This window comes from Nocardia arthritidis NBRC 100137 (assembly GCF_001612765.1).
GTDB classification, from domain to species: Bacteria; Actinomycetota; Actinomycetes; order Mycobacteriales; family Mycobacteriaceae; genus Nocardia; species Nocardia arthritidis.
Genome location: NZ_BDBB01000067.1, coordinates 1 through 12,930, shown reverse-complemented (window position 1 = coordinate 12,930; position 12,930 = coordinate 1). Strand labels below are relative to the sequence as shown.

Annotated in this window: 13 protein-coding genes; 11 read left to right on the top strand and 2 right to left on the bottom strand. The window is 69.0% G+C overall.

Features of this window, described 5'->3' with window-relative positions; genetic code table 11:
- A complete protein-coding gene (locus NA8_RS30975) occupies window positions 1-471 on the bottom strand; it encodes a hypothetical protein (RefSeq protein ID WP_063053847.1) in 471 nt (156 codons plus the stop codon).
- A gap of 562 nt (window positions 472-1,033) precedes the next feature.
- Between NA8_RS30975 and NA8_RS30970 the strand changes: the two genes are divergently transcribed.
- The 5 genes from NA8_RS30970 to NA8_RS30950 all read left to right on the top strand — a co-directional run bounded on the left by NA8_RS30970 (window position 1,034) and on the right by NA8_RS30950 (window position 4,834).
- On the top strand, window positions 1,034-1,657 hold the full coding sequence (locus NA8_RS30970; RefSeq protein WP_063053846.1) for a riboflavin synthase: 624 nt from the start codon (window positions 1,034-1,036) through the stop codon (window positions 1,655-1,657).
- Window positions 1,658-1,980: 323 nt separating this feature from the next.
- On the top strand, window positions 1,981-3,225 hold the full coding sequence (locus tag NA8_RS30965) for a bifunctional 3,4-dihydroxy-2-butanone-4-phosphate synthase/GTP cyclohydrolase II (RefSeq protein WP_063053845.1): 1,245 nt from the start codon (window positions 1,981-1,983) through the stop codon (window positions 3,223-3,225).
- Window positions 3,226-3,255: 30 nt separating this feature from the next.
- Window positions 3,256-3,735, top strand: a complete 480-nt coding sequence (gene ribH / locus NA8_RS30960; protein ID WP_063053844.1) for a 6,7-dimethyl-8-ribityllumazine synthase — start codon at window positions 3,256-3,258, stop codon at window positions 3,733-3,735.
- A 2-nt stretch (window positions 3,736-3,737) separates the two neighbouring features.
- Complete coding sequence (locus NA8_RS30955; protein WP_084467221.1) at window positions 3,738-4,238, top strand: PH domain-containing protein; 501 nt, start codon at window positions 3,738-3,740, stop codon at window positions 4,236-4,238.
- A 56-nt stretch (window positions 4,239-4,294) separates the two neighbouring features.
- Window positions 4,295-4,834 (top strand): GNAT family N-acetyltransferase, encoded by a 540-nt coding sequence (locus NA8_RS30950; protein WP_063053843.1) that lies wholly within the window; start codon window positions 4,295-4,297, stop codon window positions 4,832-4,834.
- A gap of 52 nt (window positions 4,835-4,886) precedes the next feature.
- Here the strand turns inward: NA8_RS30950 and NA8_RS30945 are convergent, their stop codons facing one another.
- Window positions 4,887-6,839: a gamma-glutamyltransferase family protein gene (locus NA8_RS30945; RefSeq protein WP_063053842.1), complete on the bottom strand. Its 1,953-nt coding sequence runs from the start codon at window positions 6,837-6,839 to the stop codon at window positions 4,887-4,889.
- A 152-nt stretch (window positions 6,840-6,991) separates the two neighbouring features.
- Here NA8_RS30945 and NA8_RS30940 point away from each other — a divergent pair, with 152 nt between their 5' ends.
- The 6 genes from NA8_RS30940 to whiA all read left to right on the top strand — a co-directional run.
- Window positions 6,992-7,681, top strand: coding sequence for an HAD family hydrolase (locus tag NA8_RS30940; RefSeq protein WP_063053841.1), 690 nt, complete (start codon window positions 6,992-6,994; stop codon window positions 7,679-7,681).
- Between the two features lie 139 nt (window positions 7,682-7,820).
- On the top strand, window positions 7,821-8,249 hold the full coding sequence (locus tag NA8_RS30935) for a hypothetical protein (RefSeq protein ID WP_063053840.1): 429 nt from the start codon (window positions 7,821-7,823) through the stop codon (window positions 8,247-8,249).
- Window positions 8,250-8,303: 54 nt separating this feature from the next.
- Window positions 8,304-10,313, top strand: a complete 2,010-nt coding sequence (uvrC, locus tag NA8_RS30930; RefSeq protein ID WP_063053839.1) for an excinuclease ABC subunit UvrC — start codon at window positions 8,304-8,306, stop codon at window positions 10,311-10,313.
- A 113-nt stretch (window positions 10,314-10,426) separates the two neighbouring features.
- A complete protein-coding gene (rapZ, locus tag NA8_RS30925; protein ID WP_084467220.1) occupies window positions 10,427-11,407 on the top strand; it encodes an RNase adapter RapZ in 981 nt (326 codons plus the stop codon).
- Entirely contained in the window at window positions 11,404-12,450 is a 1,047-nt protein-coding gene (locus NA8_RS30920; RefSeq protein ID WP_043693713.1) for a gluconeogenesis factor YvcK family protein, read from the top strand. Before rapZ ends, NA8_RS30920 begins: the two co-directional genes overlap by 4 nt.
- A partial coding sequence (gene whiA, locus NA8_RS30915; protein ID WP_084467219.1) for a DNA-binding protein WhiA occupies window positions 12,441-12,930 on the top strand: 490 nt, incomplete at its 3' end. The genes NA8_RS30920 and whiA, both read left to right, overlap by 10 nt.

The window sequence follows — 12,930 nt, the reverse complement described above, 5'->3', positions numbered from 1 at the left end:
CTATCCGGCCCGGGTCCGCCGTGCGGCGACCGCGCGGATCGTCTCGATCATCGCGCTGATCGACGGGCGGCGCGGCCCGGCCTCGGGCGACCGGATCCACACGCGGTAGCCGGTGCGCTCGTCCTCCGGTGAAGGCAGCACCACCTGGCTGCCCGCGCAGGCCACCGCCGCGTACAGGCGGAACAGTTCGGCCGAGACCGCCGGGCTGAACGCGTCGGGCCCGGCGGGGCCGGTGAGGAAAGTCCAGTGCCTGGCCCGCGGATGGTCGACGACCGGGCCGGCGATTCCGTCCTGGACGAGTTGTCGCAATACCTGCTCGCCGAGTTCTGCGGGCATGGTGACGGCACCGTAGTCGACGCCGATGTGCAGGAGAATACGATGCGAACCGGGATCCATCGATGCGGGCAGCTGGAATTCGCGCCGATACCGTGAGCAGCGAACTTCCGGCGTCGAATCGAGAAATGTGGTCACACCGCGCCCCCGGCTGTGTCCGACCCATTTTGTTCCACTGTGTTCTCCGGCTTTCTCGAGGAGTGGACATCGTGCGACAGGCTTCCCGGTCGTCCGCCGTATGGCCTGGTAGAGCATCCCATCGAGCTGCCTGGGCGGAATTGTTGAACGCGAGAAGTCGGCCGCGTAACGATATCGCTTCCGGTCCCGCCGTAGCGCGAAATCTGCGTTATAAGCGTGTTTCTTTCGGGTATCGAGTATGGATCGGCAAACTCCCATGGGATAAATAAATACGTCCGGTATGTCTGCTGCCGTCGAATAATCGCCGGATCCCGTGCTCCGCGGTGTTCGCGGCCTATGTGGACATATTTCGTTCCATATTCGATGGGACCGGCCGGTTCCGGGCGCCTCGGCCCGCCCGCCGGTCTGCTTCCGGTGTGATAGGCGGTGCGCCGTTCCGCTCCGGAGCGCCGCTGTCTCCGGCTGCCGCCGCGTCATTAGGCTGAGTGGGCGCGGGAATAGCGGCCGGGTCCGGCGCTGTTGCGCAACCGGAAGACAACGACGCGACAGGGAGTCAGGGCACATGTTCACAGGCATCGTCGAGGAACTCGGCGAGATCGTCGCCAGCGAGCAGCTGACCGACGCCGCGCGGCTGACGATCAAGGGCAAGCTGGTGACCTCCGATGCCGGGCACGGTGATTCGATCGCCGTGAACGGGGTGTGCCTGACCGTCGTGGAGGTGATCGGCGGCGACTCGTTCACCGTCGACGTCATGGCCGAGACACTCAACCGCTCCGGCATCGGCCAATTGGATGTCGGTGACAAGGTGAATCTCGAGCGCGCCGCGGCGCTCAACAGCAGGCTCGGCGGGCATCTGGTCCAAGGACATGTCGACGGCACCGGCACCGTACTCTCGCGCACTCCCTCGGAGAACTGGGACGTGGTGCGGATCTCGCTGCCCGAGAACATCGCCCGCTACGTCGTGCAGAAGGGTTCGATCACGGTCGACGGCATCTCGCTCACCGTCTCCGGACTCGGCGTCTCCGACGAGCCCGCCGAAGCCGGCAGCCGGGACTGGTTCGAGGTCTCCCTCATCCCCACCACCCTCTCGCTGACCAACCTGGGCTTCGCCACCGTCGGCACCACCGTGAACTTGGAGGTCGACGTGATCGCCAAGTACGTCGAACGCCTCCAGCAGCGCGGCTGACCGTGACCGCCCCGCTCGTCCCCGCCCACGCCGGACGAGGGCGCGCGGCGACGAGGACGCTCCCACCGCGCGGCGTGCCGGGAAGCGCTGTGCGTGCGGGATCGGTGATCACCGTCCGGTGCCGTCGGGGCGGCTTCGCTCGAGCGCGCCGAAACCGATCGGGCATGGTTCGCATCCCCTCGGTTCCCGCGTCTGCGACCCGAGCACCGCGAATGGCCGCCCGTTCGCGGTGCGCAGGGCCGCGAACACGCCGCGACGCAGTCGCGGCAAATCAAGCACAGTACTGTGGTGAGGCACCTATTTCGAGATGGAGCACAACAGACGTGACCAGGTTCGACAGCATCGAGCGCGCAGTCGCCGATATCGCCGCCGGTAAGGCGGTCGTCGTCGTCGACGACGAGGACCGTGAGAACGAGGGCGACCTCATCTTCGCGGCGGAGAAGGCCACCCCGGAGCTGGTCGCCTTCATGATCCGCTACACCTCCGGTTACATCTGTGTGCCGCTCACGGGTGACGATTGCGATCGGCTGGGCCTGCCGCCGATGTACGCGATGAACCAGGACAAGCACGGCACCGCCTACACCGTCTCGGTGGACGCGCGCGAGGGCGTCACGACCGGTATCTCCGGCGCCGACCGCGCCACCACCATGCGGCTGCTGGCCGACGCCGACGCCAAGGCCGACGATTTCACCCGGCCCGGCCACGTGGTGCCGTTGCGCGCCAAGGACGGTGGCGTGCTGCGCAGGCCCGGCCACACCGAGGCGGCCGTGGATCTGGCGCGCATGGCCGGTTTGCGTCCGGCGGGTGTGATCTGCGAGATCGTCAGTCAGAAGGACGAGGGCCACATGGCCCGCACCGAGGAGTTGCGCGTCTTCGCCGACGAGCACGAGCTGGCGCTGATCTCGATCGCCGACATGATCGCGTGGCGGCGCAGGCACGAGAAGCACGTGGTGCGCGTCGCCGAGGCCCGTATCCCCACCGCGCACGGCGAGTTCATGGCCGTCGGCTATCAGAGCATCTACGACGAGGTCGAGCACGTCGCGCTGGTGCGCGGCGACATCGGCGACGGTGAGGACGTCCTGGTTCGGGTGCACTCGGAGTGCTTGACCGGCGACGTGTTCGGGTCGTTGCGCTGCGACTGCGGTCCGCAACTGGATGCCGCGTTGGAGATGGTCGCGGCCGAGGGGCGCGGCGTGGTGCTGTACATGCGCGGTCACGAAGGGCGCGGCATCGGCCTGATGCACAAGTTGCAGGCCTACCAGTTGCAGGATTCCGGCCACGACACGGTCGACGCGAATCTGGAGCTGGGGCTGCCCGCGGATGCGCGCGACTACGGCACCGGCGCGCAGATCCTGGTGGATCTGGGCCTTCGCTCCATGCGATTGCTCACCAACAACCCCGCCAAGCGGGTCGGGTTGGACGGCTATGGCCTGCGGATCACCGATCGGGTGCCGATGCCGTTGCGTGCGAACGCGGAAAACCTGCGCTACCTGCGCACCAAGCGGGACCGGATGGGGCACGACCTGATCGGCCTCGACGAACTCGATCTCGGCGAGACAGCGCACTGAACTGCGAGCACACCGGAAAGGCGGACATCGATGAGCGGTACCGGGGTACCGACCTTCGCGCTGGCGGACGCCAAGGACCTCTCCTTGGGTATCGTCGCCTCGCGCTGGCACACCCAGATCTGCGACACCCTGGTGGCGAACGCCGAGCGGGTGGCCGAGGAGGCGGGTGTCCAGCAGATCACGGTGGTGCGCTGCGCCGGCGCGATGGAGCTGCCGGTGGTGGCTCAGGAGCTGGCCAGGTCACATGACGCGGTGGTGGCGCTCGGTGTGGTGATCCGCGGTGACACCCCGCATTTCGAGTACGTCTGCGACGCGGTGACCGCGGGGCTCACCCGGGTTTCGCTGGATGAGGGCACGCCGGTCGCGAACGGGGTCCTCACCACCAACAACGAGCGGCAGGCCCTGGACCGGGCCGGGTTGCCGGAATCCCAAGAGAACAAGGGCGAGCAGGCGGCAGCCGCGGCGCTGGACGCCGCGCTGACGCTGCGCGCCCTGCGACAGTCCGCGTGACGATGCCGGTCGTCCGTATCTTCCGGAGGAACGCGCGCTCGGCCCCGGCGGCCGGCGACGAGGCCGGGTGGGAGTTCGAGGTGCGTCCCCGCCGTGCGGTGCGGACGGCCTGGATCGTGGCGGTGCTGATCGCGGCCGCTTTCACCGTGGGCGGCGTCTGGCTGCGCAGCGGGTCGACCGGCGTCAACTTCCGGGTAGCCGATCAGATCGCGATGATCGGGATCGGCGTACTCGGCGCCGCCGCGGTCCTGCTGCTGACGAGGCCTCGGGTTCGCGTCGGCGCTCGCGGCGTGTCCGTGCGGAACATCTTGGGCGACAACGATTTCCCGTGGGACTACATTCGCGGCGTGTCGTTCCCGGACCGGAAGGCCTGGGCGCGTTTGGAATTGGTCGACGACGACTACGTCCCGATGCTGGCGATCCGCTCGAACGACAAGGAGCACGCGGCCCGGGCGATGGCGCGGCTGCGTGAGCTCGGCGCGAAGTATTCCGGGAGCAAGTGAGCTGGTGCGGCGTTCAGCGCTCGCACGGGTTCGGAAGCTGGTCTAGCCTCGCCGGTATGGAGCCGGGTGCGTTCGTCCTCGCGGTGGCTTTCGCCGACGATCCGCTGATGACCTATTTCTGGCCGGCGTCGCCGCGGCGGCGCGAAGCCCTGCCGCCGTTCTGGGATTCGCGCATCGCGTCGCGCCGGAAGAACGGCCTGGTCGATCTCGCGCACGACGCGGCGGGCAATCTCGCCTGTGTGGCTCTGTGGGAACCGGCGCACGTGGTGGCGCCGATGGCGAAGCCGGTGACCCTGCTGCGAGCCTTGGGGCCGAGCGCGGCGCGGGCGCTGGCCGCCGGGCGGCGGATGGAGCACGCACGCCCGGCGACGCCGCATCTGTACCTGGCCGCCATCGGGACGCTGCCCGGCGCGCAGGGCAGCGGATTGGCGAGCGCGTTGCTCGAGCGACGGCTCTCGGCGGCCGGGCAGGATTGCTTCCTCATCTCGAATACCCGCGGCACGGTGCCCTTCTATGAGCGATTCGGGTTCGAGCCGCAGGGTGAGCTGCCGATCGGACGGGGTCCGGTGGTGTATCCGATGATGCGGAGGAAGTAGTCGCCCAATCCCGGTGCTCGGCCTCTCCCCACCGAGCCCGGGACGGGGCGATTCAGTGGGTGTCGCCGAGGACCGCGCCTTCGCGGCGCGGGTCCGCACCGCCGATCCAGCCGTCCGCGCCGTTGCGTTTGAGGGCGCTCAGGCCGCTGGACTGTGGTGCGACCGACACCTGATGGCCAAGCTCCCGCAGCCGCAGCACGAGCGGGTCGTGGTCGCCGTTGTCGGTGGCGTTGATCGCCGGATGCTCACCGCCGATGCCGGTGGACGGTCCGTTCCCGGCGCCGAACGCCACCGCGGAGACAGCCTGCTGCGGATCCAGGCCCCAGTCGAACATGTTGACCAGCGTCTTCACCACGAATTGGATGATCACCGAGCCGCCTGGCGAGCCCGCGACGTGGGTCAGCTCGCCGCGCGAGCCATCGGGGGCCTTGCCGAAGATCAGCGTCGGGCTCATCGAGCTGCGCGGGCGCTTGCCCGGCTGTACCCGGTTGGCCATCGGGACGCCGTCGGCGCCCAGCGGATCGGCGTTGAAGTCGGTGAGCTGATTGTTCAGCACGAAGCCGTCGACCAGATGGAACGAACCGAACGCCGACTCCACGGTGGTGGTCATCGCCGCGGCGTTGCCGTATTTGTCGACCACCGAGATGTGGCTGGTGCCGTGCTCGGGCGGTTGCGGGCCCACACCCAGCGGCACGGGGCCGAAGTCACCCGGCTGCGCGGTGCCCATGCTGCGGTTCGGATCGATGAGCCCGGCGCGCTGCCGCAGATAGTCTCGATTCAGCAGGGTTTGCGCCGAATTGCCGGGCAGCGGGACGAAATCCGTGTCGGCCACGTACTTGTTGCGATCGGCGTAGGCGAGGCGTTCGGCCTCGGAGATGAGGTGCACCGCCTGCGGGTTCGGTTTGCCGCCGTTGCGGTCGATGTTGTCCGGCCGCATGGTGGCCAGGTCGAAGTTCTCCAGGATGCCCAGGGTCGCGGCGACGGCGATGCCGCCCGAGGAGGGACTGGGCATGCCGCAGATCTCGTGCTCGCGATAGCCCGTGCACAACGCGGTGCGCTTCTTCGCCTGGTAACCGGCCAAGTCCTCGGTCGTGATCAGGCCGGGGGTGCGGCCGCCGGAGGATCGGCCCGCGGCCGCGGCGATGTCGCGGGCGATGGCGCCCGTATAGAAGGCCTGCGCGCCCTCGGTGGCGACGGCGCCGAGCGTCTTCGCCATCGCGGGGTTGGCGAGAACGGTGCCCGCGGTCTTCGGGCTGCCGCCCGGCTCGAGGAAGTACGCCTTGGCGTCCTCGTCCGCGGCGAGATCCTTGGCCGATTCCGCGATCTGCCCGGCGAGGCGGGGACTGATCGGGAAACCCTGATCGGCCAGTCCGATGGCCGGGTCGAACAGCTCGCGCCACGCGGTCTTGCCGTGGTCGCGGTGCGCAAGCTCGAGCATCCGCAGCACCCCGGGGACGCCGATGGATCGGCCGCTGGCCCGCGCGTTCGGTTTGGGTTCGGTGCGGTCGGTGTCGCTGGTCCAGCGCAGATAGTTCTCGGTGGCGGCCGCGGGAGCCACTTCGCGGCCGTCGTAGGCGTCCACGGTCTTGGTGTTCGCGTCGTAGTAGAGCAGGAACGCGCCGCCGCCGATACCGGAAGCCTGCGGTTCGACCAAGCCGAGCACCGTCTGTGCCGCGATCAGCGCGTCCGCCGCGGTACCGCCGTCGCGCAGAACCTCGCACGCGGCCTTGGTCGACACCGGATTCGCCGTCGACACCGCGAAGGTATGCGCGCGCACCGGCGTCATGTTCGTGCGATAGCCGCTCGCTATTTCGGGGTTGGTGCTGAGATCCTTGGTGCCGCCGCCCGTCGGTCCCGCCGCCGTGGCCGTCACCGGCGTGCCGTTCGGAACCGTCTCGCACACCCCGCCCGCCTGGCTTTCGCCGGACGAACACGCGGTGGCCATTCCGACGGTGAGTGCGAACGCCGCCGCGGCGGCGACCCAACTTCCTCGCTTGTGCCCCATGCCGGGACTCTAACCCCAGCCACCGGCAGCCGCGCCGGTTTCCTTCCCACCGACGAAATCGCCGTGGCCGCAGCGTGTGTCGAGGTGGGGACGGTGCGGACCGCCCCGCGCGGTCCGGGCGGCGCGATGCGAGCGGTCGGTAGGCTGGCCGGGTGACGAGCGAGGCGGTGCTGTTCGACTTCTCCGGGACCTTGTTCCGCCTGGAGGCGGACGAATCCTGGTACGCGGATCTGACCCGGCCGGACGGACAGGCGTTCGACGTGGACGAGAAGGCCGAGATCATGCGGCGCATGACGGCGCCGGTCGACCACATCGCCGAATTCGACGAAGAGACGCAGTACGCATGGGACCACCGTGACCTGGACCCGGCGCTGCATCGCAAGGTGATGATGAAGGTGCTGCGCACCTCGGGCGTGCCCACCGACGAGGACGCTGAACGGCTCTACGCCCGGTTGCTCGACCCGCTGGAGTGGACGCCGTACCCGGACAGCGAGGCCGTCCTCGATCTGCTGGCGGCACACGGCGTTCCGGTCGCGGTGGTGAGCAACATCCCGTTCGACATCCGTCCGTCGTTCGCGGCGCGCGGCTGGGATCGGCTGGTCGGCGCGTTCACCCTCTCCTTCGAGGTCGGCGCCATGAAGCCCGACCCGGAAATCTTCCGTTGCGCGCTGAGCGATCTGGGCGTGCCCGCCGAGGCGGCGCTGATGATCGGTGACAGTGCCGAGGCCGACGGCGGCGCCGAGGCGCTGGGCAGCCGGTTCGCTCTGGTGGAGGCCCTGCCCACCGCCGAGCGCCCGGACGCGCTGCTGGCCGCGCTGCGGCGGCACGGTCTCGTGGACTGACCCGCGCGGTCGGTTCGTGGTAGCGAACGTCTGGTTCATTTGGCGAAGTCCAGTTGCGCGGGTTGTCACCGTGTTACGGTGCGAATCCGGTGTATTCGCAGGGTGCGCCGGAAGGTTCGGTACCAACGGGGGTACGGCTGTGAGCTTGGCGTTCTCCGGTGAGGAGCCGTCCGTCGGCGTGGAAACCGCCATGCCGGAGGCGGTTCGGGATGTGCGGGAAGCCGTCGCCGGGATGGCGGGATTCGGACTCGCCTATCCCGTGCTGATGAATCTGACGCGCGGTGGCGACGCGGCCGCCACGGCGTCCACCCAGTTCTGCGTGGCGTGGGCACTGGGTCTGCTCGTGCTCGGATTCGCGGAGGGCGCGCCCGCCGTGCGCAGGCTGACGATCGGGCTGGCACTCCTGCAAGCGGTCGTCGGGTGCTGGGCGATCAGGGACCTGGCGACCGTGCCGCCCGTCGTCGGCGTCGTCGCCGCGGGGTATTCACTCGCCACCTCCGCTGCCGTCGTATACCTGCTGTGCCGTCCGGAAGCCAAGGCGTGGTTCGGGGTCCCCGCCTCCGGATAGTCACGCGCGGCCGCCGTCGGCCGGGCTGTCGGTCCCGGTCGATACGCTGGATGGGTGGCAGATCCAGCGACGTACCGGCCCGCGCCGGGCACGATTCCCGTCGAACCAGGTGTCTACAAATTCAGGGACGCCCATCGGCAGGTCATCTACGTCGGCAAGGCAAAGAGCCTGCGCAGCAGACTGAACTCATATTTCGCCGACGTCGCCGGCCTGCATCCGCGCACCAGGCAGATGGTCACCACGGCCGCGAGCGTCGAATGGACGGTCGTCTCCACCGAGGTGGAGGCCCTGCAGCTGGAATACAACTGGATCAAGGAATTCGATCCCCGCTTCAACGTCCGCTACCGCGACGACAAGTCCTACCCGGTGCTCGCGGTCACGTTGAACGAGGACTACCCGCGGCTGTTCGTCTACCGCGGCGCGCGCCGCAAAGGGGTGCGCTACTTCGGCCCGTTCGCGCACGCCTGGGCCATCCGTGAGACGCTCGATCTGCTGCTGCGAGTGTTTCCCGCGCGCACCTGTTCCAACGGCGTGTTCCGGCGGCACCACCAGATCGGGCGTCCCTGCCTGCTCGGCTATATCGACAAGTGCTCGGCGCCGTGCGTCGGGCGGGTGAGCGCCGAGGAGCACCGCGCCATCGTCGAGGACTTCTGCGACTTCCTCGCCGGCCGCACCGATCGGTTGGTCCGTGAACTGGAGCGTCGCATGCACGACGCCGCGGAAGACCTGGATTTCGAGGCCGCCGCCCGGCTGCGCGACGACGTGCAAGCGCTGCGCCGCGCGCTGGAGAAGCAGGCGGTGGTGCTCGGTACGGGCACCGACGCCGACGTCATCGCCTTCGCCGCCGACGAGTTGGAGGTGGCGGTGCAGGTCTTCCATGTGCGCGACGGCCGGGTGCGCGGCCAGCGCGGGTGGGTGGTCGACAAGTCGGGTGACGCGGTGGACGTCCCGGACGCGGGCGGTGAGCTCGCCGCGCTGGTCGAGCAGTTCCTCACCCAGTTCTACGGCGAGCAGGTCACGGTGGCCGAGCAGTCCGCCGACGAGTTGCTCGCCACCGTGGTGCCCCGCGAAGTGCTCGTGCCCGAGCTGCCCGCCGATATCGAGCAGGTCCAGCAGTGGCTGTCCGGCCTGCGCGGCTCGGCGGTGAAGGTGCGGGTGCCCCAGCGCGGGGACAAGAAGGCGCTCGCCGAGACCGTACAGCGCAACGCGATGGAGGCGCTGGCCCAGCACAAGCTCAAGCGGGCGGGCGATCTGACCTCGAGATCGCAAGCGCTGCAAGAGATCCAGGATGCCTTGGAACTCGACACCGCGCCGCTGCGCATCGAGTGCGTCGACGTCAGTCACGTGCAGGGGACCGACGTGGTCGCCTCGCTGGTGGTCTTCGAGGACGGCTTGGCCCGCAAGTCCGATTACCGCCACTACACGATCCGGGAAGCGGCAGGCGACGGCCGTTCCGATGACGTCGGCAGCATCGCCGAGGTGACCCGCCGCCGGTTCCTCAAGCTGCGCCGTGAGCGCGACATGATGGAGCAGGACGATCTCGCCGCGACCGGAAGCGACGACGACGCGCTCGACCTGACCTCCCGTCCGGGGATCGATCCCCGCACCGGGCGCCCGCGCAAGTTCTCCTATCCGCCCAACCTGTTCGTCGTCGACGGCGGCGCGCCCCAGGTCGCCGCGGCCGCCGAGGTGCTCGACGAGCTGGGCATCACCGATGTCGCGGTGATCGGCCTGGCCAAACGGCTCGAGGAGGTGTGGGTGCCCGGAGAGAGCGACCCGGTGATCCTGCCGCGCAACAGCGAGGCGCTCTACCTGCTGCAACGGGTGCGCGACGAGGCGCACCGCTTCGCCATCACCTTCCATCGCAGTAAACGCTCACGCCGGATGACCGCCTCGGCCCTGGACTCGGTGCCGGGGCTCGGCACGGCGCGCCGGACCGCGCTGGTCACCCATTTCGGATCGGTCGCCAAGCTGAAGCAGGCCACGGTCGAGGAGATCACCGAGGTGCCCGGAATCGGGATGGCGACCGCGAAAGCGGTCCTTGCGGCGCTCGAGTCCGAATAGACAGTCGACAGTGCACCGGAAATTTCGGCATCGCGTACGTTGTGTGTCTGCGGCCGATACCGAAACCGGTGCGCGATGATCGGAAGGCACCCCAGACACGGATCCGGTAGGACATGACACGCGTCGAATCGAACAGCAGTGCGGGCAGTCCGCCGACGAGTGCGGGACGAGTGGCTTCGTCCGGCGCCGTCGGCGGAGCGAATCCGCAGGTCGAGGTCGTGATCGTGACCGGGCTTTCCGGCGCGGGCCGCGGCACCGCCGCCCGCGTACTCGAGGACCTCGGCTGGTACGTGGCCGACAATCTGCCGCCCGAGCTGTTCGGGCGGATGGTGGAGCTGGGCGCTTCCGCGAAGCCGCCGATCCGCCGCCTCGCGCTGGTCATGGACGTGCGCAGCCGGTTCTTCACCGGCGATCTCTCGGTGGTCACCGAGCAGTTGCGGACCCTCGGCGTGCGCACCAGGGTCCTGTTCCTCGAGGCCTCCGACGACGTGCTGATCCGCCGCTTCGGCTTCGCCCGGCGCAGACATCCGCTGCAGAGCGAGAGCAAGGACGGCACGTTGTCGGCGGGTATCGCCGCCGAGCGGGTGCGGCTGTCCGCCGTGAAGGCCGCCGCCGACCTCGTGATCGACACCACCGAGCTGTCCATCCATCAGTTGCACCGCAAGATGGAGGAGGCCTACGGCGGCGGCGCGCCCAGCGCGTTGCAGCTCACCGTGCAGTCGTTCGGCTTCAAGTACGGGGTTCCGCTGGACGCCGACATGGTGTTGGATGTGCGTTTTCTACCCAATCCGCATTGGATACCGGAGTTGCGGGAACACACCGGTCAGGAGACGGTGGTCAGCGAGTACGTGTTGTCGCGTCCCGGCGCGGACGATTATCTGCGTACCTGCCACCACCTGGTCGAGCTGACCACGAACGGTTACCGCCAAGAGGGGAAGCGATACATGACGGTCGCAGTGGGCTGCACCGGAGGCAAGCACCGGAGCGTGGCGATTGCCGAGGCACTGGGCGAGTTGATCAGCGAGGTCGCCGGTGGGCCGGAGGAGTCCGCCGACGTGGTCCGGGTCGTCCATCGAGACCTGGGGCGCGAATGACCGGTTGGGAATCCAATCCCAGCATCGTCGCGCTGGGTGGTGGACATGGGCTGTACGCGACGCTGACCGCGGTGCGGCGGCTGACCAGGAAGATCTGCGCGGTGGTCACCGTCGCCGACGACGGGGGCTCCTCGGGCCGGCTACGCGCCGAACTGGGAGTGCTGCCGCCTGGGGATCTCCGGATGGCGCTGGCGGCCCTGGCCGCGGACGCCGACGGCGTCTGGACGCAGACCGTCCAGCATCGTTTCGGTGGCACCGGTGCGCTGGCCGGGCACTCCGTGGGCAATCTGATCCTGGCCGGGCTCACCGAGGTGCTCGGCGATCCGGTCGCCGCGCTGGACGAAGTCGCCCGCATGTTGCGCATCACCGGACGAGTGCTCCCCATGTCGCCGATCGCGCTGGACATCGAGGCCGATGTGTCTGGGCTGGAGGCGGATCCACGGGTGAGCCGTTGCATTCGCGGCCAAGTTGCCATCGCGACCACGCCGGGTAAGGTGCGGCGAGTGCGGCTGATTCCGTCCGACCCACCGGCCAGTCCGGAGGCGACCTCGGCGATCGAACACGCGGACGTCGTGGTGCTCGGCCCGGGATCGTGGTTCACCAGCGTGATTCCGCACGTCCTGGTCCCCGAGCTACGGGAAGCCCTGGTGTACACCAGGGCCCGGAAAGTGCTCGTGCTCAATCTCGCCGCGGAGCCGGGGGAGACCGCCGGTTTCTCCGCGGAGCGGCATTTGCATGTATTGTCCCAGCACGCACCGGAATTCGTCGTCGACGAGGTGCTGGTCGACTCCGGCTCGGTGCCGGAGGGCCGCGAGCGGGAACATGTGGCCAGGGCTGCCGAACAGTTGCGGGCACGAGTAACCTTCTCCGATGTCGCCGAAGCGGGAACGGACCGGCATCACCCCGGAAAGCTTGCCGCCGCACTGGATCAACTGATCCGGCAACCTCGGCCGCAAATGGCAGGGCTTCGAGTCGAGGGACGGCACATGGGCCAGGATGTGCGTTCCGGGTTGGGTGGAAAGGAGCGCGTCCCGTGGCGATGACAGCCGATGTGAAAGATGAGCTGAGCAGGCTCACGGTGTCGCAGGTGAGTTCCCGGAAGGCGGAGCTGTCCGCTCTGCTGCGTTTCGCGGGCGGCCTGCACATCGTCGGCGGCCGGGTGATCGTCGAGGCCGAGGTGGACATGGGGTCCATCGCGCGCAGGCTGCGCCGGGAGATCTTCGAGCTCTACGGTTACGGCTCCGACGTACACGTCCTCGGTGCGGGCGGCCTGCGCAAGACCTCCCGGTACGTGGTGCGCGTCTCCAAGGAGGGCGAGGCGCTGGCCCGGCAGACCGGTCTGCTCGACGTGCGCGGCCGTCCGGTGCGCGGCCTGCCCGCGCAGGTGGTCGGCGGCAGCATCGCCGACGCCGAAGCCGCTTGGCGCGGCGCGTTTCTCGCGCACGGCTCGCTCACCGAACCCGGACGATCCTCGGCGCTCGAGGTCAGCTGCCCCGGCCCCGAGGCGGCGCTGGCGCTGGTCG

Excerpts from the sequence above, each read along its gene's own strand:
- NA8_RS30920 (WP_043693713.1), top strand. The coding sequence starts at position 11,404 with ATGACCGGTTGGGAATCCAATCCCAGCATCGTCGCGCTGGGTGGTGGA.
- NA8_RS30970 (WP_063053846.1), top strand. The coding sequence starts at position 1,034 with ATGTTCACAGGCATCGTCGAGGAACTCGGCGAGATCGTCGCCAGCGAG.
- NA8_RS30955 (WP_084467221.1), top strand. The coding sequence starts at position 3,738 with ATGCCGGTCGTCCGTATCTTCCGGAGGAACGCGCGCTCGGCCCCGGCG.
- NA8_RS30945 (WP_063053842.1), bottom strand. The coding sequence starts at position 6,839 with ATGGGGCACAAGCGAGGAAGTTGGGTCGCCGCCGCGGCGGCGTTCGCA.
- ribH (WP_063053844.1), top strand. The coding sequence starts at position 3,256 with ATGAGCGGTACCGGGGTACCGACCTTCGCGCTGGCGGACGCCAAGGAC.
- rapZ (WP_084467220.1), top strand. The coding sequence starts at position 10,427 with ATGACACGCGTCGAATCGAACAGCAGTGCGGGCAGTCCGCCGACGAGT.
- NA8_RS30950 (WP_063053843.1), top strand. The coding sequence starts at position 4,295 with ATGGAGCCGGGTGCGTTCGTCCTCGCGGTGGCTTTCGCCGACGATCCG.